Origin of the sequence: uncultured Alistipes sp., assembly GCF_949296715.1 — a bacterium.
Lineage (GTDB): Bacteria > Bacteroidota > Bacteroidia > Bacteroidales > Rikenellaceae > Alistipes.
In genome coordinates this window covers 60,962-82,246 of sequence record NZ_CASFQD010000015.1, presented here as the reverse complement: position 1 = coordinate 82,246, position 21,285 = coordinate 60,962, and the positions used below count along the sequence as shown (strand labels likewise).

General features: G+C 64.7%; 18 protein-coding genes. 11 read left to right on the top strand and 7 right to left on the bottom strand.

Annotated features, from left to right (window positions below; genetic code table 11):
• Positions 1-227: 227 nt before the first annotated feature.
• Together Q1Y33_RS02505 and Q1Y33_RS02500 are read left to right on the top strand one after the other, a co-directional pair.
• The gene (locus Q1Y33_RS02505; protein WP_300797935.1) at positions 228-506 is read left to right on the top strand and encodes a LysO family transporter; all 279 of its coding nucleotides are present in this window, start codon (positions 228-230) and stop codon (positions 504-506) included.
• Positions 503-1,135, top strand: coding sequence for a lysine exporter LysO family protein (locus Q1Y33_RS02500; RefSeq protein ID WP_363322789.1), 633 nt, complete (start codon positions 503-505; stop codon positions 1,133-1,135). Before Q1Y33_RS02505 ends, Q1Y33_RS02500 begins: the two co-directional genes overlap by 4 nt.
• Positions 1,136-1,349: 214 nt before the next feature.
• Here the strand turns inward: Q1Y33_RS02500 and Q1Y33_RS02495 are convergent, their stop codons facing one another.
• The 3 genes from Q1Y33_RS02495 to Q1Y33_RS02485 form a co-directional block, all read right to left on the bottom strand.
• Positions 1,350-2,144: a gluconate 5-dehydrogenase gene (locus Q1Y33_RS02495; protein WP_300797933.1), complete on the bottom strand. Its 795-nt coding sequence runs from the start codon at positions 2,142-2,144 to the stop codon at positions 1,350-1,352.
• Positions 2,145-2,169: 25 nt separating this feature from the next.
• Positions 2,170-3,012 (bottom strand): 5-dehydro-4-deoxy-D-glucuronate isomerase, encoded by an 843-nt coding sequence (kduI, locus tag Q1Y33_RS02490; RefSeq protein WP_300797931.1) that lies wholly within the window; start codon positions 3,010-3,012, stop codon positions 2,170-2,172.
• Positions 3,013-3,298: 286 nt separating this feature from the next.
• Positions 3,299-3,970, bottom strand: coding sequence for a helix-turn-helix domain-containing protein (locus Q1Y33_RS02485; protein WP_300797929.1), 672 nt, complete (start codon positions 3,968-3,970; stop codon positions 3,299-3,301).
• Positions 3,971-4,110: 140 nt separating this feature from the next.
• Here Q1Y33_RS02485 and Q1Y33_RS02480 point away from each other — a divergent pair, with 140 nt between their 5' ends.
• The 3 genes from Q1Y33_RS02480 (at position 4,111) to Q1Y33_RS02470 (ending at position 7,611) form a co-directional block, all read left to right on the top strand.
• The gene (locus Q1Y33_RS02480) at positions 4,111-4,398 is read left to right on the top strand and encodes a hypothetical protein (RefSeq protein ID WP_300797927.1); all 288 of its coding nucleotides are present in this window, start codon (positions 4,111-4,113) and stop codon (positions 4,396-4,398) included.
• A 684-nt stretch (positions 4,399-5,082) separates the two neighbouring features.
• Entirely contained in the window at positions 5,083-6,411 is a 1,329-nt protein-coding gene (terL, locus tag Q1Y33_RS02475) for a phage terminase large subunit (RefSeq protein WP_363322788.1), read from the top strand.
• 84 nt (positions 6,412-6,495) lie between these two features.
• Positions 6,496-7,611: a nitronate monooxygenase gene (locus tag Q1Y33_RS02470; RefSeq protein WP_300797924.1), complete on the top strand. Its 1,116-nt coding sequence runs from the start codon at positions 6,496-6,498 to the stop codon at positions 7,609-7,611.
• Positions 7,612-7,818: 207 nt separating this feature from the next.
• Here the strand turns inward: Q1Y33_RS02470 and Q1Y33_RS02465 are convergent, their stop codons facing one another.
• The 3 genes from Q1Y33_RS02465 to tsaD are packed head-to-tail and all read right to left on the bottom strand — an operon-like array spanning position 7,819 to position 10,303.
• Entirely contained in the window at positions 7,819-8,304 is a 486-nt protein-coding gene (locus Q1Y33_RS02465) for a pyridoxamine 5'-phosphate oxidase family protein (RefSeq protein WP_300797922.1), read from the bottom strand.
• 41 nt (positions 8,305-8,345) lie between these two features.
• The gene (locus tag Q1Y33_RS02460) at positions 8,346-9,251 is read right to left on the bottom strand and encodes a BACON domain-containing protein (RefSeq protein WP_300797920.1); all 906 of its coding nucleotides are present in this window, start codon (positions 9,249-9,251) and stop codon (positions 8,346-8,348) included.
• A 29-nt stretch (positions 9,252-9,280) separates the two neighbouring features.
• Positions 9,281-10,303: a tRNA (adenosine(37)-N6)-threonylcarbamoyltransferase complex transferase subunit TsaD gene (gene tsaD, locus Q1Y33_RS02455; RefSeq protein WP_300797918.1), complete on the bottom strand. Its 1,023-nt coding sequence runs from the start codon at positions 10,301-10,303 to the stop codon at positions 9,281-9,283.
• A gap of 258 nt (positions 10,304-10,561) precedes the next feature.
• Here tsaD and Q1Y33_RS02450 point away from each other — a divergent pair, with 258 nt between their 5' ends.
• The 6 genes from Q1Y33_RS02450 to Q1Y33_RS02425 all read left to right on the top strand — a co-directional run bounded on the left by Q1Y33_RS02450 (position 10,562) and on the right by Q1Y33_RS02425 (position 19,005).
• Positions 10,562-15,136, top strand: coding sequence for a translocation/assembly module TamB domain-containing protein (locus Q1Y33_RS02450; protein ID WP_300797916.1), 4,575 nt, complete (start codon positions 10,562-10,564; stop codon positions 15,134-15,136).
• A gap of 122 nt (positions 15,137-15,258) precedes the next feature.
• Positions 15,259-15,933 (top strand): MotA/TolQ/ExbB proton channel family protein, encoded by a 675-nt coding sequence (locus tag Q1Y33_RS02445; RefSeq protein ID WP_300797914.1) that lies wholly within the window; start codon positions 15,259-15,261, stop codon positions 15,931-15,933.
• Positions 15,934-15,939: 6 nt separating this feature from the next.
• A complete protein-coding gene (locus Q1Y33_RS02440) occupies positions 15,940-16,347 on the top strand; it encodes a biopolymer transporter ExbD (RefSeq protein WP_300797912.1) in 408 nt (135 codons plus the stop codon).
• 3 nt (positions 16,348-16,350) lie between these two features.
• Positions 16,351-17,031: a TonB family protein gene (locus Q1Y33_RS02435; protein ID WP_300797910.1), complete on the top strand. Its 681-nt coding sequence runs from the start codon at positions 16,351-16,353 to the stop codon at positions 17,029-17,031.
• Positions 17,032-17,043: 12 nt separating this feature from the next.
• Positions 17,044-17,556 (top strand): DUF1573 domain-containing protein, encoded by a 513-nt coding sequence (locus tag Q1Y33_RS02430; protein WP_300797908.1) that lies wholly within the window; start codon positions 17,044-17,046, stop codon positions 17,554-17,556.
• A 141-nt stretch (positions 17,557-17,697) separates the two neighbouring features.
• Entirely contained in the window at positions 17,698-19,005 is a 1,308-nt protein-coding gene (locus Q1Y33_RS02425) for an amidohydrolase (RefSeq protein WP_300797981.1), read from the top strand.
• 214 nt (positions 19,006-19,219) lie between these two features.
• Here the strand turns inward: Q1Y33_RS02425 and Q1Y33_RS02420 are convergent, their stop codons facing one another.
• A complete protein-coding gene (locus Q1Y33_RS02420) occupies positions 19,220-21,256 on the bottom strand; it encodes an alpha-amylase family glycosyl hydrolase (protein ID WP_300797906.1) in 2,037 nt (678 codons plus the stop codon).
• Positions 21,257-21,285 lie beyond the last annotated feature (29 nt).

Genomic DNA, 21,285 nt, shown 5'->3' with positions numbered 1-21,285 from the left:
CTATTTCGGAGCACGGTGCGTCGTGGCGCGCGCCTTCACGCTCGTGCATGTCCACTGGTTCAGCGGCTTTATCTGACTGGCTTGAACCGCGGCCGGGGCGACGTGTCGCCGGCCGGCGGTGGCTTCTCCCTTTTCGAGTCTTTTTTCATTGTTTCACGGCCGCTTTGAGTGTCTGCGGTCCGGGGCGGATTGCGCTGCGCCCGGCGGCCTCAAAAAGTCAGTCAACCATGTTCCGCATACTGTTGTTTCTGTTGTCGGGAATCGGTGCAGGGTATCTGCTGCGCTGCCGTCCCGTCGTCCGGCTCTCGGGCTATGGCACCCGTGCGGCCGTCGTCGCCCTGCTTTTCGTCTTCGGAGCCTCGATCGGCGCGAACCGCGAGCTCATTGCGTCGCTCTCGCGCTTCGGCCTGCAGGCCGTGGTCTTCGCCCTGCTGGGTGTGACCGGAAGCCTCTGTGCCGTGCGTGTTGCGCGGCGCCTGCTTACCCGGAAAGGAGGTGCGCGATGAAGGGGATGATGGAGTCGCTGCCTGTATTCGCCGCCTTTCTGGCGGGGCTGCTGCTCGGCGTTGCCGGGCTTGTTCCGGCGTGGCTGCTGGCCTCGGGGCTGCCCATGCTGCTGCTCTCTGCGCTGGTCTTTCTGGCCGGCATGGGGCTCGGGGCCGGGGATGACCTGCCGCAGCTGCTGCGCGGGTTCGATTTGCGGTTGCTGCTCCTGCCGCTCTGCACCATTGTCGGGTCGCTGCTCTTCTCGGCCGCCGGGGTGTGGCTCTTTGCCGGGCGGGGGCTGACCGACTGCCTGGCCGTCGGCAGCGGATTCGGCTATTATTCGCTCTCGTCGGTGCTCATCGCCGAGATGAAGAGCGCGACGCTCGGGGTGGACGGAGCTGCCGAACTGGCGACCGTAGCCCTCGTGGCCAATGTGGTCCGCGAGATGGTCGCGCTGCTCTTCCTGCCGCTCTTTGCCCGCTGGGGCGGGCGGCTCGCCCCGATCTCGGTGGCCGGGATCAACTCGATGGATGTCTGCCTGCCGATGATTGTCCGCTGTGCCGGCGACCGGCAGGTCGTGCCGCAGGCGCTGCTGCACGGGATTGTCCTCGAGGTGAGCGTCCCGGTGCTGATCGCCGCCTTCTGCTGACCTGCGGGCGGCGTGTCGCTCCGCCTGCGGGCCTTGCTGCGGCCGCTCCGGGGATAGAAAAAAATGCCGGGACCCGAAAAGGTCCCGGCATGCTGTTGTCGGCAGGGTAGTACGGCTTGCGGCCTCTCTCGTCGGGCCGGATGAAAAGACGGCCCGACGAGAGAGGCCGGCCATTCGGCGCGGCGGGCTGCTCACCCTCTCCCCTGAGGGCCGACTACTGCGGCTGCTTGCCGATGTAGGCCAGAATACCGCCGTCCACGTAGAGGATGTGGCCGTTGACGAAATCCGAAGCGTCCGAAGCGAGGAAGACGGCCGGACCCATCAGGTCTTCGGGCGTGCCCCAGCGGGCAGCCGGCGTCTTCGCTACGATGAACGAGTCGAACGGGTGGCGCGAACCGTCAGCCTGACGCTCGCGCAGCGGTGCGGTCTGCGGCGTGGCGATGTAGCCCGGGCCGATGCCGTTGCACTGGATGTTGTACTCGCCGTACTCCGAGGCGATGTTGCGCGTAAGCATCTTCAGACCGCCCTTTGCGGCAGCATAGGCCGATACGGTCTCGCGGCCCAGCTCCGACATCATCGAGCAGATGTTGATGATCTTGCCGTGGCCCTTCTTGATCATCGACGGAATGACGGCCTTCGATACGATGAACGGACCGTTGAGGTCGATGTCGATCACCTGGCGGAACTCGGCGGCGGTCATCTCCGTCATCGGGATGCGCTTGATGATGCCGGCGTTGTTGACCAGAATGTCGATTACGCCGACCTCCTTCTCGATCTGTGCAACCATGGCGTTGACCTGCTCCTCGTTCGTGACGTCGCAGACGTAGCCCTTGGCCTCGATGCCCTCGGCCTTGTAGGCTGCCAGGCCCTTGTCGACGAGCTCCTGCTTGATGTCGTTGAAGACGATTTTGGCGCCCTGCCGTGCGAAGGCCGTAGCCAGCGCGAATCCGATGCCGTAAGAAGCACCCGTTACGAGTGCCACCTTACCTTCCAATGAAAAGTTTACCATAGGTGTATTGATGTTTTGAATCGGTTTATTTCAGATCGGTGATTTTCGAGAAGTCCTGGTCTCCGTAGTCGAGGTTCTCGCCGCCCATGCCCCAGATGAAGGTGTAGTTGTGCGTGGCGGCGGCGCTGTGGATCGACCACTCGGGCGAGAGCACGGCCTGGTCGCCCTTCATCCAGATGTGGCGCGTCTCGTCGACCTGGCCCATGAAGTGGCAGACGGCCTGGTCCTCGGGTACCTCGAAGTAGAAGTAGGCCTCCATGCGGCGCGAGTGCACGTGGGCCGGCATCGTGTTCCAGACACTGCCCGGGCGCAGTTCGGTCATGCCCATCTGCAGCTGGCACGTCGGCAGTACCTGCGTGACGAGCATCTTGTTGATGTCGCGGTCGTTCGAGTACTCGAGTGAGCCCATGTGCGCCACCACGGCGTCGGCCTTCGTAACCTTCCTGTCGGGGTAGTTGCGGTGGGCCGTCACGGAGTTGAAGTAGAACTTGGCGGGGTGTGCGGCGTCGACGCTTTCGAAGGTCACCTCGCGGTCGCCCGAACCGAGGTAGAGGGCCTCCTTGTAGTCGAGTTCGAAGACGGCATCGCCGGCCTTGACGACGCCCTTGCCGCCGACGTTGAAGATACCCATCTCACGGCGCGTGAGGAAGCAGGGGGCCTTCAGCGGGTCGATGGCCTCGAGCTTGAGCACCTCCTTGACCGGCATGGCGCCGCCCACGAGCATGCGGTCGTACATCGAGTAGACCATGTTGACCTCGTCGGCCGCAAAGACCTTCTCGATGAGGAAGTCGCGGCGCAGACGCGCCGTGTCGTAATGTTTCGCATCCTCGGGATGGGCTGCGTAACGGATTTCGTAGTTGGTTTTCATCGTGTTATGGATTTTTGTTTTCTGGTTTTCTCCTTTGCTTGAAATTGGCTAACCAATTCTATCTTTGCAAAGATAAGAAAAAAATCCGAATTGCGTATGCAAAATCGGATTTAATTTACAGCCATTTGTGCGGTGCCGCACGTCATCCGCGCGACAGGGCCTGCTGTCGTGTTTCACGTTCCGGAGCCGGTCTGTGTGCGGGGGGGATGGGGCCGCTCCGCCCCTATATATATAAGTTGCATTCTCCCGCGGCGGGACGGGCGGTATCCTGCGGAGCCGCCACCGCTCACCGCATGGAGTTCATGCGGATGCTCGCCTTCACGAGCGCCAGGGCCCGGATGCGCGACATGGCCACCTCCTTGTCGGCGTGGTGGGGGTTCTGGCTCACGAGCCTGACGTAGCCTTCGCGGTCGGACTTCTGGATGTATTTGACCGTGACGTACTCCTCGCCGTCCATGTCGATCGAAAGCAGGTACATGTCGCCCCAAAAGATGTCGTTCAGGTCGTGCAGCTGCTTGTAGAGCACGATGTCGCCGCTCTTGAGCAGCGGGTACATCGAGTCGCCGACGATATAGATCGCCCCGTCGCACTTCGGCAGGTTGGGGATGTGGATGAAGTTCACGGGCTTGGTCTGCGAACGGTCCGTGAAGAGCGGCACGAGCCCCGCGGTCCCCTCGATCGAGTAGAGGGGCACGCTCTGCAGCGGCACCGAATTGTCCGTGCGGCGCATGTAGGCCGTCAGGTCGGGCTCGGCGTTGAACATTTCGCCCTCGCCCGTCTCGAGCCACTCGGGATTGACGTTCAATTCCTGAACCAGCATGTTGCGGTTGCGGGCCGACAGCCCCGCCTTGCCCGTCTCGATCATCGAAAGCGCCGCCTTGCCGATGCCAAGTCGCTGTGCTAGTTGCTCCTGCGTCATGCCGAGCTGCTTGCGTATCAACTTTACCCGTTCGTTCATAATTTTCTATTGGAAAATATTATATAAAATATTTTTAACTTTTTTGTACAAAATTCAAAATTTGAACTTATCTTTGTCCTGCAAAGTTAAACAATTTATTCCGATCCGCAAATCGTTTTTGCGAAAAAACATCACGTCCAATGATCTATTCCGTATCACCTGAACTTTACCGGGAGACTGCCGGACGGCTCGTGGAGGCCATCGGTTCGGAGAACTACTTTTCCGGGTCGCTCTGCTTTCCGTTCGACGGGACCGACTGCCGCCTCACGGCGTCGGTGATCGTCTACCGCCGGCGGGTTTCCTACCCCGAGGGCGAGGCGAACGCCGTTGCGGACCTCGTGCCCGTGTGGTGGGAGTTCCACACCGTCGGCGACGGGGGAGAACGGCTCAACGACTTCTCGTTCTCCGAGCTGAAACGCTGGCTGTAGGGCATGCGTGCCCGCCGCGAGGCGGTGCCCGTGGGCCCCTACGTCCTCTTTCCGTCCGCTCATCGCGGTCTCTCCGTTCCGGCCTCTTCCCCTCTGCGGGTTCGGCGCGACCTGCCGGAACCTTTCTGGAAAACCTCCCGCCGCGGCGCCGCGCACCGGGTTTTCACCACTCAATTTTCTCTTTTCATGGACAAACCAACCGTCCCGACCTCTGCGGAGAACCCCTCCGCAGGGGTTTCCGTGTCCGGAAGTCTCCCGGACCCTTCGTCCGCCGCAGTCGCCTCCGGCGCGGCGCCTGCGACCGCTTCCGATGCGGTGCCTGTGGCCGCCTCCGGCGCAGCATCTGCGGCCGCTTCCGATTCCCGACCCGCCCGCAAATCCCGGTCGCGGTCCAAAGCGGCCTCTCAATCCGGGTCTCAATCCAAATCCCGGTCCAAATCCCGAACCCAACCGGAGCCCCGGCCCGATCCCGACACCGGTTCCCGCTCCGCTTCGGGTGTCGGCTCCGGGGATGTTCCCGACCCTGCCTCCGGGCCCATCTCCGCGTCCGAACCGCTCTCCGGACCTGAATCCGGCAGCGCAGGCGGTCCGGTTCAGGCCACCGCGCTGCCCACTTTTGCGGACTTTGCGCAGACGGTCTATCCCTTTCTCGAACTGCAACCCTTCCATCGGGTCTACTACCGCGTGCTGGAGGCCTTTGCGCAGGGGCGCATCCCGCGGCTCATCGTCACCATGCCGCCCCAGCACGGCAAGAGCGTCGGGGCCACGACGCTGCTTCCGGCCTACCTGCTGGGGCTCGATCCCGACTGCCGCGTGGCGATCGCCTCCTACTCCGGGGCGCTGGCCTCGAAGTTCAACCGCCGCGTGCAGCGCATCCTCGACTCGCGCGAGTACGGGGCCTTTTTCCCTGCCACGACAATCAAGCAGGGGACCCGGCCGCCGAGCTACATCCGCACGGCCGACGAGGTCGAGATCATCGGGCGCCGCGGCAGCCTGCTCTCCGTCGGGCGCGAGGGCTCGCTGACGGGCAACCGGGTCGACTGCTTCATCCTCGACGACCTCTACAAGGATGCCATGGAGGCCAACTCGCCGCTCGTGCGCGCCAACTGCTGGGAGTGGTACACCTCGGTCGTCCGCACGCGCATGCACAACCGCTCGCGCGAGCTGGTCGTCTTCACGCGCTGGCACGAGGAGGACCTCATCGGTTCGATCGCGGCACGCGAACCGGTCGAGGCGCTGCACACGTGGGCACAGCTCGATGCGCCGCCTGCCGGGGGCTGGCTCCACCTGAACTTCGAGGCGCTCAAGGCCTCGCCGCCCACGGAGCTGGACCCCCGCGCCGAGGGGGAGGCGCTGTGGGAAGAGCAGCAGGGTGCGGCGCTGCTCGCGGCGAAGCGGCGGCTCGACCCGCTGCAGTTCGAGGCGATGTACCAGGGGCATCCCACGGCCCGCGAAGGGCTACTCTACGGCCTGCACTTCGCCGAGTACGACACCCTGCCGCGCGAGATCGTCCGCCGCGCCAGCTACACCGACACGGCCGACACGGGCGACGACTACCTCTGCTCGCTCGCCTACGTGGTCGACGTCGACGGCGTGATCTACATTACCGACGCCGTCTACACACGCGATCCGATGGAGGTGACCGAGCGGCTCGTCGCCGAGATGTTCGTGCGCTCCGACACGCGGCAGGCGGCCGTCGAGAGCAACAACGGCGGCCGCGGCTTCGCACGCGCCGTGCAGGCGCTGGCGCCCGACGTGCGGGTCGAGTGGTTCCACCAGAGCGGCAACAAGGAGGCCCGCATCCTCTCGAATGCCGCCACGGTACTCCATCTGGTGCGTTTCCCGCGCGGGTGGGCGCTGCGCTGGCCCGAGCTGTACGGTCATCTGACCACCTACCGCCGCACGTTCCGCGCCAACCGCTGGCACGATGCCGCCGACGTCGTCACGGGTATCGTCGAACGCGAAGCGGCCGACCGCAGCCGCCGCCGACTGCGGGGCGTGCGCTTTCTGTGATGTGAATTATTCCGAATGACATAATTTTTCGTCCGGAAATTCCTATCTTTGGGGCCGGTTAGGTTACTAATATCACATACGGACATGAAAGCATTGAAAATCGGCGATTTGCTCGCCCCGGTACCCATTGTGCAGGGCGGCATGGGCGTCGGCATCTCCCTGTCGGGACTCTCGTCGGCCGTGGCGCGCGAGGGCGGTATCGGCGTCATCTCGTCGGCAGGCCTCGGGGCCATCTACAACGACTATTCGAAGGACTATCGCGAAGCCTCGGTCTGGGGACTGAAGCAGGAGCTGCGCAAGGCGCGCGAAGCGACGCGCGGCATCATCGGCGTGAATGTCATGGTCGCCATGTCGAACTTCGCCGACATGGTGCGCACGGCCGTTGCCGAGCGTGCCGACATCATCTTCTCGGGGGCGGGGCTTCCGCTCAACCTGCCGTCGTTTCTGACGGAGGGGGCCCGCACGAAGCTGGCCCCGATTGTCTCGTCGGCGCGGGCTGCGGCGCTGCTCTGCCGCAAGTGGTTCTCGGAGTACCGCTACATCCCCGACGCCATTGTCGTCGAGGGCCCGAAGGCCGGCGGCCACCTCGGCTACAAGGCCGAGCAGATTACCGACGAGCACTATGCGCTCGAGGCGATTGTCCCGGAGGTCGTGGCCGAAGTCCGCGCCTTCGGGGCGGAGCACGGCTGCCACATCCCGGTCATTGCCGGGGGCGGCATCTACACCGGTGAGGACATCTACCGCATCATGGCGCTGGGCGCCGAGGGTGTGCAGCTGGGCACGCGCTTCGTGACGACGGAGGAGTGTGATGCCGATCCGGCCTTCAAGCAGAGCTACATCGACGCCCGGCCCGAGGATATCGAGATTATCCAGAGCCCGGTCGGCATGCCCGGGCGCGCCATCCGCAACTCGTTCCTCGACCGGGTGCGGGAGGGGCTCAAGCGTCCGAAGAACTGCCCGTTCGACTGCATCCGGACGTGCGACGTCACGCACAGCCCCTACTGCATCATGCTGGCACTCTACAACGCCTTCCGCGGGAAGCTCCGCAACGGCTACGCCTTCTGCGGGGCGAATGCGTGGCGGGCCGAGAAGATACAGACCGTGCATGAGCTGATGACCTCGCTGCAGGCCGAGTACGAGGCCTTTGCGGAGAAATGTGCGAACTTCTCCCTGCGCGAACGCCTTTTCGGCCGCAAATAGGAGGACGGAATCTCCCTTTCCCGAAAACGAAAACCCCTGCCGCATCCGAGGCAGGGGTTCTTTCGTATGTCGTTGCGGATGCTGACCGCGTTGTCGCCGCAGCGGCTGCCGCCGGGACGTTTCCGTGCCGGCAGTTTTCGGGTGGGCAATCTTTCCGTGCGGGCGTCTTTTCGGCCGCCCGGTGGCGGAATGCCCGAAGGCGGCGCATCAGAGCGCCACGCGCTTGCATTTGCCGCTGAAGGTGCGGATGTCGAGGCGGATGATCTGCGTGCGGTGGAACGACTTCTCGGCATACTTGCGGCCGATGGCCTTCAGCTCCGGGGCATATTTCGCCACGAGCAGTTCCAGCGCCCGCATGCGCTCCGCTTCGGGCAGCCCGAGGTGCGCCTCGCACTCCGCGACGACGCTTTCGTAGGCCGTCGTGAAGCGTTCGGGCACCACGTGCGTGCGGCCCGTCACGCAGAACGAGACCTGCGGCGCGGCTTCGAGACAGCGCAGCTTCCGCCCCTCGGGGGCGCAGTGGATGTAGAGGCTCCCGTTGCCGTCCCACACGTAGTTCACGGGAATGCCGTAGGCCTTTCCGCCGTCGCACATCGAGAGCACGCCGTATTCGCCCGCGGCAAGAAGCCCGCGCGCTTCGGCTTCGGTCAGCAGCCGGTCCTGGCGGCGCACGCCGCTGTTGTCGTAAATCATCTCCTCCGTCTGTTTGGTGCTGCGGATTCCGTGGCGGGCGGTTACCGTTCGGGTGCGGCGTAGGTCAGCTTGAGCTGCGAGACCTGGGCGTTCTTGGTGTTGAGAATCGTGAGCCGGCAGGGGGTGGCCGTCACGTCGTCGAGCAGCGTGAAGGTCATGCTCATGCCGTCGTCCGAGAAGTCGAGCGCGTGGTTGAGAGCCGCTCCCGTGTCGGTCATAATGTCGAACGAGGGCAGCTCGCCGGCACCCGTCGAATTGACGTAGAGGATGCTCTCCAGGCTCAACCCGTCGATGGCCGGAAACTCCACGTAGGCCCCCTCCTTGCTGAAGTAGAGCGCCTTGTTCGGCTCGGGCGCATCGTAGTACTGTGCCTGGTCGTTCCAATAGAATTTGCCGTTGGCGGCCGCATCGGCGTAGATGGCCAGCGTGTAGCCCTCGAACGTGTATTCGTGGCGTCCCGTGAGGGCGTCGGCCGAGGCCGAGGGGAGGGCCGGGGTCAGGATGTCGGGTCCGGCGGTGAAGTCGAGCGTGAGAGTCACCGGATCGGGTGCCGGGGCGGGCTCGGCGCCCAGCTGGCTTATGCGGATTGTCCGCGGCGTGTCGGCGCCGGAGGCCGTGATTGTGACGCTGCCGAGTTCGCGGGCTTCGGTGTCGGGGTTCGCCTCCGTGGCGCTGATGCGGAGCGTGGCATTGCCCGTGCCGGCCTGCGGGTCGAGTGCGAAGCCGCTGCCCGAGACGGCGGCGCTCCACGTGGCCGTCGTCGTGATGCCGACCGTGGCTGCGACGCCCGATTCGGCACCCAGCGTCACGGCGTCGGCCGAGACCTCGAGCGTAGCCTCGGGACCCTTGTTGTCGTTGTCGTTCTTGTCGTTGCAGGCGGTGGCGGCGACGAGCAGCACCGTCGCAAGCAGCCCCAGCGGGGCGCGCAGGAATCGGGAAAGTCGCATGTCTTCTCTTTTTGGTTGGTCGGTTTGTGTCAGAGCTCCTCGAGACGCGCCACGGGCGAGACGTCGAGCGAGGCGAAATCGCCGTGCTGGTAGCGGTAGTAGCCGGCCATGGCAATCATGGCGGCGTTGTCGGTCGTGAACTTGAATTCCGGGAGGAACGTGCGCCAGCCGCGCCGCTCGCCCATGCGGACGATGCCGTTGCGCAGGCCCGAGTTGGCCGATACGCCGCCTGCGATGGCGATGTCGCGGATGCCCGTCTCCTTCGATGCGCGGACGAGCTTGTCGAGCAGAATCTCCACGATTGTCCCCTGCAGCGAGGCGCACAGGTCGGCCTTGTGCTTCTCGATGAAGTCGGGGTCTCCGGCCACGGCGTCGCGCAGCATGTAGAGGAACGAGGTCTTCAGCCCCGAGAACGAGTAGTCGAAGCCGTCGACGCGCGGGTGGGCGAGGCGGAATGCCTCGGGGCCACCCTCCTTGGCCAGGCGGTCGATGACCGGGCCGCCCGGGTAGGGCAGTCCCATCACCTTGGCGCACTTGTCGAAGGCCTCGCCTGCGGCGTCGTCGATCGTCGTGCCGATAATCTGCATCTCGAGGGGCGAGTCCACGCGCACGATCTGCGTATGTCCGCCGCTGACGAGCAGGCACAGGAACGGGAAGTCGGGGTGGGGCAGCTGCCGGTCGGGCAGGTCGATGAAGTGCGAGAGGATGTGTCCCTGCAGGTGGTTGACCTCGACCATCGGGATGTTGCGGGCAATCGAGAGCCCCTTGGTGAACGACACGCCCACGAGCAGCGAGCCCAGCAGGCCCGGGCCGCGCGTGAAGGCGATGGCGTCGATGTCGGAGGCCGTGAGGCCCGCGTCGCGCAGCGCCGTGTCGACCACGGGGATGATGTTCTGCTGGTGGGCGCGCGAGGCGAGTTCGGGAATGACGCCGCCGTACTTCATGTGTACGGCCTGCGAGGCGATGACGTTCGAGAGCAGCACGTTGTTGCGCAGTACGGCCGCCGAGGTGTCGTCGCACGAGGATTCGATACCGAGTATTGTGATGTCCATATTCTGTTTCGCTCCGAAGTTTTGGGTCGCAGGGCGGGTTTCGGGTCCTGTCCGGCTGCAAAGGTACGAAAATATCGCAATCTGCGACGCCCCGCGCCGTCCGTTTTTTCGGCCGGTCCCGTTTCCGTGGGCGGCAATCGGTGCGGAAGCGGCTCTTTGCGGCAATATCGGGGCTCGGATTTTCATTTTTTCGACGATTTTGGTTAACTTTGCAAGTTAAAAGCCCCGCCCGTGCGCAAAGGAGTCAAAATAGTGGGTATGTTGCTCTCGGCAGCCGTTTTGCTGCTGATGGTCCTTCCCGTGTCGCTCTCGATTCTGCTCGACATCCCCGCCGTGCAGAATTATGTCGTGCAGGTGGCCGTCGGGATTGTTTCGCGGCGGCTCGAGACCACCGTGTCGATCGACCGCGTGGAGGTGGGCCTCTTTTCGCGCGTGCGCGTGTATGGATTCTACGTCGAAGACTACCAGAAGGATACGCTGCTGTATGTGGGACGGCTCGATGCCCATCTCTCCATGACCGGGCTCTTCGGCGGCGGGATCGAGCTGAGCCGCGGCGAAATCGGCGACGCGAAACTCTACCTGCGCGAGACGCCCGAGGGCGAAATGAACATCAAGCAGGTCGTCGCCCGCATGAGCGATCCCGACCGTGAGCGCAAGGGCAACTTCAGGCTGCGCCTGCGCAAGGCCTCCATCGCGGACATGGACCTCTGCCTGGAGCGGCTCGAACACCGCAATCCCCCCTCCGGCATCGACTACGGGCACATGCACCTCTACGGCATCGACGCGCGCGTCGAGGATTTCACAATCGACGGGCAGGCCATCTATGCCTCCGTCGGGGAGCTCTCGGCCCGCGAGCGCAGCGGATTCGTCCTGGAGCGGTTCGCCGGGCGCTTCTACGTGACGAACGGCTGCCTGGGATTCCAGGACGTGCAGATTGTCACGCAGCATTCGAACGTCTCGATTCCCTATATCTCGCTTGTCGGCGACTCGTGGGCCGAATACCGGGACTTCCTCGGCAGCGTGCGCATCGACGGGACGCTGCGCAGCTCGGCCCTCTCGAGCGACGACGTCGCCTGCTTTGCCCCGGCGCTGCGCGACTGGCATCTCTCCTTCTCGGATGTCGACGTCGAAATCGCCGGCGTGGTCTCCGACTTCACGGGGCGGGTCCGCAGCATGCGCATCGGCGGGGAGACGTGGCTCACGGCCGACGCTTCGGTTCGGGGGCTGCCCGACGTGGCTGCCACGCATTTCGATTTGCATGTTCCGCACCTGATCTCTTCGGCCCCGGCCGTGGACCTGCTCTCGTCGGGGGTCGTGCGGCGCGACCTGCCCGACAACCTGATCGAGGTGCTCTCCCGGACGGGACGCGTCGATCTCTCGGCCCGCTTCAAGGGGCTGATTTCGTCGTTCGACGTGCAGGCCGACGCCGAAACCGACGTGGGCAACGTGACCTGCAACGTCACGCTGCGGCCTCTGGCCGGGGGGCGGCGCAGCGTGCGCGGTGTCGTCGCGGCCCGTTCGCTCCGGCTCGGCGAACTGCTCGGGCGCCGCGACTTATTCGACCGGGCCTCCGTCTCGGTGCGGGTCGACGGCTCCGTCGGCCGGGGATCGGCCGAAGCCAACATCGCGGGGGACGTCACGCGCCTCGGCTTCAACGGCTACGTCTACGATTCGCTGCGGCTTGACGGCCGCCTGCGCAACCGTGAATTCAACGGCCGCATCGCATCCCGCGACCCGAACCTCGACTTCGATTTCCTGGGCATGGTCGACTTCAACGATTCGATCCCGCTCTACGACTTTACGATGAACCTCCGCCATGCCGACCTGGCGCGGCTGCATGTCAACCGCCGCGATTCGGTCTCGCAGCTCTCGGCCCGCATCGTGGCCAAGGCGGGCGGGCGTTCGCTCGACGACCTGAACGGCCGCATTCAGGTCACCAATGCCGTCTACCGCTACAACGACAAGCAGTTGGAGGCCCGCAACGTAACCGTCACGGGCGAGAACTCCGCGTCGAGCAAGTTCGTCGAGCTGCGTTCGGACTTCGCCGATGCCACGTTCCGTTCGAAGACCAGCTACCGCGTCGTCTTCGACTACCTGCGGCAGAGCGCCTGGAAATACCTCCCGATGCTCCAGGCGGGCGCCGGGGCCGGGGAGCAGGCGGAGCGCAAGGCCGCCGTGGCGGACGACTATTCGCTACTGTCGGTCAACATCCGCAACTTCAACCCCGTGGCCGATGCCGTGGCGGCGGGGCTGCAGATCGCCGACGGCTCGACCATGCAACTGCTCTTCAATCCGGCGAGCGACCAGCTCTCGTTCCGCGCCTCGTCGGATTACATCGAACGGCGGCGCATGCTGGCCACGCGCCTCTCGGTCAACGCTTCGAATCAGGGCGACTCGCTGACGGTCTACGCCTCGGCCGAGGACCTCTATGCCGGACAGCTGCACCTGCCGCACCTCTCGCTCACGGGCGGTGCGCGGCAGGGCCGCATGGAACTTTCGACGGGCTTCACCGATACGTTGCGCAGCCTCTCGGGCCTGATCGGCCTGCGCGCCGAGATCGTCGAGGAGCCCGAAGGCCGGGTGATGGACCTGCGCATCCTGCCGTCGCACGTCACGCGCGGCGACAACACGTGGCAGATCTTCGCCCGCAGGATACGCATCGACACGGCCCGCGTGGACATCGACCGCTTCTACGTGATGAACCGCGACCAGGAGATGCTGCTCGACGGCATCGCGTCGCGCAGCCGCGAGGATTCGCTGACGCTGCATCTGCACAATTTCGACCTTACGCCCGTTTCGCAGCTTGCCGACCGTCTGGGATATGTCATCGAGGGGCGCACGAGCGGCGGCGCTTCGATGAAGTCCGTATTGCGGGGTGCCGAGGTGACGGCCGATATCGCGATCGACAGCATGCGGGTCAACAGCCTGCCCGCCCCGCCCATGCGGCTCATTTCGCGCTGGGACTTCGCCCGCAACCGTGCGGGGGTCACGGTCACGAACCGCATGCTGGGCGATACGCTGATCCGCGGTTTCTACGATCCGGCGCAGGTGCGCTACTATGCGCGCCTGAATGTCGACAGCCTCGATCTGGCGCTGCTCGACCCGCTGCTCTCGGGGGTGATCTCCTCGACCGGCGGCCTTGCGTCGGCCGATCTGGTGCTGCAGGGGCAGCGCCGCAACGCCGACCTGACGGGCGAAATCCGCATCTCGGACCTGCGCACGACGGTCGACTACACGCAGGTGACCTATACGGCGCCGTCGGCCGTGATGCAGGTGAAGAACAACCTTTTCCGCACCTCCGACGTGTTGATCCTCGATCCGCAGGGCAACCGCGGACGCATGGACCTCGATCTCGACCTGCGGCACCTGTCGAACATCGCCTACGACCTGCGCGTGGCGCCCGAGCGGATGCTCGTGCTCGATACCGACGACGAGGACAACGAATATTTCTACGGCCGGGTCTATGCCACGGGTACGGCGCGCATCTCGGGCGACAAGGGCAACGTGCGCATGGACATCGCCGCCGCGACAGACGACAATTCGTCGTTCTACATGCCGATGTCGAACAAGTCGAACATCTCCTATGCCGATTTCGTGACCTTCCGCCAGCCCGAGCGGGTCGACTCCCTCGACAACGTCATGCGCAAGAAGATGCTCTTCGAGCGCAAGCGGCGCCAGAAGTCCGATGCCGGCAGCCAGATGGCCATCTCGCTGGCGCTGAACGTGCGTCCGAACGTCGAGGCGGAGCTCATGGTGGCGGGCAACGCCGTGAAGGCGCGGGGCGAGGGGATGCTGAACCTGCAGATCAATCCCCGCTCGAATGTCTTTGAGATGTACGGCGACTACACGATCAGCGAGGGGAACTACAACTTCTCGCTGCAGAACATCATCAACAAGCGGTTCGTCATCGAGAGCGGTTCGACGATCCAGTGGGCCGGTTCGCCGACGGATGCCGTGCTCGACATCGACGCCGTCTACAAGCTCAAGGCGTCGCTGCAGCCGCTGTTGCAGACCTCGGTGGGTACGACCGAGGGCGGCAGCGTGGGCAACGACCGGTCGGTGCCCGTGGAGTGCGTGATCCATCTGGGCGAGCACCTGACCAACCCGTCCATCGCCTTCGACGTGCGGGTCCCGGGCTCCGATCCCGAGACGCAGGCCGTGATCTCCAATACGCTCAATACGCCCGAGACGGTCGACCTGCAGTTCCTCTACCTGCTGCTCTTCAACAGCTTCTACGCCGAGAGCGGCACGGGCACGACGGCCGATCTGGGAACGTCGGCCTCCGCGGCCATGAGCATGGAGCTGATGAGCAACATGCTCAGCAACCTGCTTTCGATCGACGATTACAACATCGTGCTGCGCTACCGTCCCCGTTCGGAGCTGTCGAGCGACGAGGTGGACTTCGGCCTGTCGAAAAGCCTCATCAACAACCGGCTGCTCGTCGAGGTCGAGGGCAACTACCTGATCGACAACAAGCAGGCGGTCAACAATTCGGCCATGTCGAACTTCATGGGCGAGGCCTACATCACCTACCTGATCGACCGGGCCGGGGTGCTCAAGCTCAAGGCCTTCACGCAGACGATCGACCGCTTCGACGAGAACCAGGGTCTGCAGGAGACCGGTCTGGGCATCTATTTTAAGGAGGACTTCGACAACTTCCGCGACTTCCGCCAGCGCATCAAGGAGCGCTTCACGAACCGCAAGCGCAAGGAGCGGCGCGAGGCGCGGCGTGCGGCCCGGGCGCTGCGCGAGGAGCAGGAGGGGGCGCAGAGCGAGGGCGACGAACCGCCCGACTACGACCCGATGGAGCCGAGCGAAGAGCTCTATTACTGACATTGCGGATGTCCTGCCCCGGCGGACTGCGGCATACGATTCCGCACGGCAGCGACGTTCTATGATATATAATAAGAAGAGCGAACAGACAACAAACAACAAAATAACAAACGGAAACCATTATGATGACATTTTTGCAGGCTGCCGAAACGGTGGCCGTGAGTGAGGAGACCCGCATGGGTCTGTGGGCCCTCTTTACGAAGGGCGGTTGGCTGATGTGGCCCCTGCTGGCGCTGGGCGGCGTGACGATCTTCATCTTCGTCGAGCGCTTCCTGGCCATCCGCAAGGCTTCGGTGCTGGACATGAACTTCATGAACCGCATCCGCGACTACATCTCCGACGGCAAGATCGCCGTGGCGGTGAACCTCTGCAAGAAGACCGATACGCCGATCGCCCGCATGATCGAGAAGGGCATCGAGCGCATCGGCCGTCCGATGAGCGACGTGCAGTCGGCCATCGAGAACGTGGCGAACCTCGAGGTCTCGAAGCTCGAGAACGGCCTGCCGTTCCTGGCGACGATCGCCGGCGGCGCCCCGATGATCGGCTTCCTCGGCACGGTGCTCGGCATGGTGCAGACCTTCATGGACATGTCGGCCGCGGGCGGCACGGTGGACCTCGGGCTGCTGGCCAGCGGCATGTACGTGGCCATGGTGACGACCGTCGGCGGTCTGATCGTCGGCATCCCGGCCTACTTCGGCTACAACTACCTCGTGGCGCGCATCGAGAAGCTGGTCTTCCAGATGGAGGCCAACTCGATCGCCTTCATGGACATCCTGAATCAACCCGTTCAAAAGTAACAGACCATGGCTATCAAACACGGATCGAAGGTCGACAAGAGCTTTTCGGCCTCGTCGATGACCGACCTGATGTTCCTGCTGCTGCTGTTCCTGCTGATCGCCACGACGCTCATCAACCCCAACGCCCTGAAGCTGATGCTGCCGAAAAGCTCGAACCAGCTCAAGGACAAGGCGATGACCACGGTGTCGATCAAGGACGAGGGGCAGGGACGCTACCGCTATTTCGTCGAGCGGCAGGAGGTCGGATCGCTCGACGGCGTGGAGCAGGCCCTGCGCACGCGCCTCGACGGACAGGCAGAACCGACCGTTTCGCTGCACGCCGAGAAGTCGGTCGTGTGGGACGAGGTGGTCAAGGTGATGAACATCGCCAAGCGCAACGGCTACAAGTTGCAGGCGGCGACACAACCCGAATAAACCATGCATTATTACGATCCGAACGACCGCAGACCCCGGCGCTGGGCGATCATCGCGGCGGCGGCCTACCTGCTGCTGCTGGTGTGCTCGTTTGCGTTCGTGTCGTTCGACTTCAGCCGTCCGGCGCCCGCCGTCGGCGAGATGATGGAGATCGACCTGACCGAACCCGAAGAGCTGCCTGCGCCGGTGAAGCCGGCCGTGGAGCCCCGGATGCATGAGACGGCGGCGCCCGAGGAGCGCACGGCCCAGGCCGACGGGCGCGACGAGGTGACGCAGACGCCCAATCCGCGTGCGCTCTTCAGGATGAGCAAGGGGGGCGTGGACGAGCCCGACAATGCGGGCAACCCGCAGGCGCCCGAGGGCGAGGACAAGGCCTCCGGCACGGGCCGCGGGCTCAATCCCGACGGGCTGGATCAGCTCGACAAGGGGCTGCAGGGCCGCGGACTGGTGGGCGACCTGCCCAAACCGTCGTACCCCGGTTCGAAAAGCGGCAAGATCGTCGTCCGCGTGACGGTGGACGCCACGGGCAAGGTGACGAGCGCCGCCTACGAACCCAAAGGCTCGACCGAGAGCGATGCGGCGCTGATCGATGCGGCCCTTGCCGCGGCGCGCAAGGCGAGGTTCACGGAGAGCCGCGCCGCCGTGCAGGGCGGAACCATAACCTACATCTTCCGGATGGAATAGAATTCGAATCGGATGAAACAGACTTTGCTGACCATAATCTGCTGCCTGCTCTTCGCGGGCGTCCGGGCGCAGGCTTCCGAACCGGCGCCGCAGAAGACCCGCCCGCAGACAAAGAGTGCCGCGGGCTCTGCGGCGGATTCTGCCGGGGAGCAGGCTGCCGGCCCGGTGCTGCACCTCGAGGAGACGGTGTGGAATTTCGGCGATGTGCCCCGCAAGGGCGGCGACGTGTCGCACGACTTCGTCTTCCGCAACGAGGGCACGGCACCGCTGGTCGTGCTGCGCGTCATCACGTCGTGCTCGTGCGTCAAGGCGTCGTTCCCGAAGCGGCCCGTGGCGCCGGGCGGCGAGGGGGTGATCCGCATCACCTACCAGCCCCACAAGAGCGAACCGGGCACCTTCAACAAGGTGATCCGCATCCTGACCAATGTCTCGGACGACGACATCCTCACCGTGCAGGGCTGCTCGATCGAAGGCGGGGCCCGGACCAAAGCCGGAAACGGCAGGGCCGGGGAGAAATACGAATAGACAGGAATAGAGGCGGCGCGACCGTTCCGGCGGCGGGATTCCCTGCCGGCAAAGGGGTCGTCACCCCGTGTGAAACCGGCGGCGGCTCTCCGGCCCCGGTGCAACGGCGCCCGCATGAACGATAAATGACAGAATGATATGATGCCAATACTCTTTACCCAAGCCACCGTGCTGCCGATGACGGCCGCGGGTGACGAACCCCGCACCTTCACGGGATCGGTGGGGATCGTCGGCAACCGCATCGCGCTCGTCACGGCGTCGGATGCTGCGGTGGCTGCCTTCCGTGCCGCACACCCCGACCTGTGCGAGATCGACTGCCGCGGCAAGCTCGTCATGCCGGGCCTTGTCAATACTCACTGCCATGCGGCCATGACGCTGCAGCGCAGCTATGCCGACGATATCTCGCTCATGTCGTGGCTTCACGACTACATCTGGCCCTTCGAGGCGCGGCAGACGCCCGACGACGTGGCGCTGGGCATGGAGCTCGGCATCGCCGAGCTGCTGCTGGGCGGCGTGACGTCGGTCGTCGACATGTACTACTTCCAGGACCGCTGCGTCGAGGTGGCCGAACGCACGGGCATCCGGGCGCTGCTCGGCTGCAACTATTTCGACAGCAACATCGACGAGGTCTTTCCGCAGATCGAACGGGCCGTGGAGCGTGCCGCCGGGTGCGGGCGCGTGCGGATTGCCGTGGCGCCCCACGCCCCCTATACCGTTTCGCCCGAGAACCTGCAGCGGGGCAGGGAACTTTGCGACCGCCACGGCCTGATGATGATGACCCACATCGCCGAGACGCGCGACGAGGTGCGCATCGTGCGCGAACGCTACGGCACGACGCCCGTCGGACATCTCGACCGGCTGGGGCTGCTCTCGCCGCGCTGCATCGGGGCCCACTGCATTTACGTCGACGATGCCGACATCGACATCCTTGCGGCACGGGGCGTTAGCGTATCGCACAACCCGCAGAGCAACATGAAGATTTCGAGCGGCGTGGCCCCCGTCACGCGGATGCTCGAGCGGGGGGCGGTGGTGACGGTCGCCACCGACGGCACCTGCTCGAACAACGACCTGGACATGTGGGAGGAGCTGCGCACGGCGGCCTTCCTGCAGAAGTCGGCCACGGGAAACCCCTGCGCCCTGCCGGCCTGTGAGGCCCTGAAACTGGCCACGGCCAACGGCGCCCGGGCGATGGGGTGTGCCGACGGCGAGCTGGGCGTGCTGCGCGAAGGGGCGCTGGCCGACGTGATCGTCGTCGACCTGCAGAAACCCCACCTGCAACCCGTTCACGACATCGTCTCGAATCTGGTCTACTGCGGCAAGGCCGCCGACGTCGAGACGGTCGTGGTCGACGGGCGCCTCGTCGTCGAGAACCGCCGCCTGCTGCACATCGACCTGCCGTCGCTCTACGAACGGGTCGGCGAGGCCGTGCGGCGCATCACGGCGAAGTGACGGCGGCCGGAGTCCTGTAGGCGCAGTCTGCGGCCCGGTCTGTTCCCGGTAGGTCCGGCCCGCCTCGTGCGTTCCGGCTGATCTCCCGTGGCCCGGCCGACACCGCATGCCTTCCGGCCCGGAAACGGAGCACCCCGGCGATAAATTCGCCGGGGTGCTCCGTCTGTATCTTCTGCCGGGAAGCGGCGCTCCACGGCGGCAGTAGGGGAGGCCGTTACCGTTTGCGCAGGTAGACCGTCGCCGTGCGCGAGGTGTTGTAGATGCGGATGCGCGGGTAGTCGCGGCCGTCGTCGCCGTGGATGTTGAACGAGAAGTGCTCTCCGTCCATCGACTGCCGCTCCTGCCCGCCGAAGCGTTTTTCGTCGGTCGAGAGGATCGGGACATACTTGCCCGGGCCCTGCACCGGCAGTTCGTAGTCGGGAATCGAGGCCGTGGGGTGCCAGTTGAAGACGAAGAGCAGCCGCCCGTGTGAGAAGACCATCGTCTTGTTCTGTTCGTCCATGAGCTGGTTCCAGGCGTAGCCATCGGCGAGCACCTTGTATTTCTTGATGAGGCGGATCATCGCCCGGTCGAACTCCCCGAGCCACGAGTAGCGCAGCAGCCCGTTGCGCGAGAGCGACCACAGGCGCCGGGCGTGGGCATAGCTCCAGCCGTTGCCCTCGCGCGGGAAGTCAATCCACTCGGGGTGTCCGAACTCGTTGCCCATGAAGTTGAGGTAGGCCTGCCCGCCCGTCGAGATGGTCATCAGGCGAATCATCTTGTGCAGCGCCATGCCGCGGTCGATGATGAGGTTTTCGGACGCACGGTCCATGTGGAAGTACATCTCCTTGTCCATCAGGCGGAAGGCGATCGTCTTGTCGCCCACGAGCGCCTGGTCGTGCGACTCGGCGTAGGCCACGGTCTTCACCTCGGGCAGGCGGTTGGTCATTACGGACCACATCTCCCAGATGTTCCACTCCTCGTCGGGAACGTCCTTCAGCAGCTTGATCCAGAAGTCCGGGATGGCCATGCCGAGACGGTAGTCGAAGCCGATGCCGCCGTCGTCGATCGGGCTGCACATGCCCGGCATGCCGCTCACGTCCTCGGCGATGGTCACGGCCGCAGGCCGGAAGTCGTGGATCAGGCGGTTGGCCAGCGTGAGGTAGTCCAGCGCGTCGTTGTTGACCCCGCCGTCGAAGAAGCGGTCGCGGCTGTCGAAGTCGACGTAGCCGTGGTGGTGGTAGATCATCGAGGTCACGCCGTCGAAGCGGAACCCGTCGAAGTGGTACTCGTCGAGCCAGTACTTGACGTTCGAGAGCAGGAAGTGCTGCACCTCGGGGCGCCCGTAGTCGAAGAGCTTGGAGTCCCAGTAGGGCTGGTTGCCCGCCTCGCCCGGCAGCGAGTAGAGGTGGTCCGTGCCGTCGAGTTCGTTGATGCCCTCGTTGAGGTTCTTGACGTAGTGCGCGTGCACGAGGTCCATGATGACCGCCAGGCCCAGTTCGTGGGCGCGGCGCACGAGCTCCTTGAGCTCCTCGGGCGTGCCGAAGCGCGACGACGGTGCGAAGAAACTCGAGACGTGGTAGCCGAACGACCCGTAGTAGGGGTGCTCGGCGATGGCCATCAGCTGCACGGCGTTGTAGCCGTCGCGCTTGATGATCGGGAGGATCTTCTCGGTGAATTCGCGGTAGGTGCCCACGCCTTCGCGCTCCTGCGCCATGCCCACGTGGGCCTCGTAGATGAGCAGGCTGCCGTTCTGCGAGGCGTCGAAGGCGTCGCCGCGCCAGTCGAACGGCTCGGCGGGATTCCAGAACTGCGCCGTGTAGTTCTTCGTCTCGTCGTCCTGCACGACGCGCCAGGCGTAGGCCGGGATGCGGTCGAGCCAGCCGTTGCGGCCGTGGACGTGGAGCTTGTAGAGCGAGCCGTGCGTCAGGCGGTCGCGGTACATCGCCGCGGGGAAGAAGGCGCTCCAAACGCCTGCGGCGTCCTTGTGCATGCGGATTTCGGTGCGCTGCCAGTTGTTGAAGTCGCCGAAGACGTAGACGTCCTCGGCTCCGGGCAGCCACTCGCGCAGCCACCAGCCGTCGAGCGTCTCGTCCCACTGCCAGCCGTAGTAGCGGTAGCCGTTGGCGTAGTCGACGATCGAGCCGGCGCCGCGTTCGATTTCGGCGAGCTTGTCGAGATAGCGTCGGTGACGGTCGGCGATGGCGCCGGCAGCGGGACGCAGCCATTCGTCGCGTTCGACGATCGGGAGTATTTCGGGTGTTTTTTCCATAACAGGGTGGGGTTTTATACAAATATAAT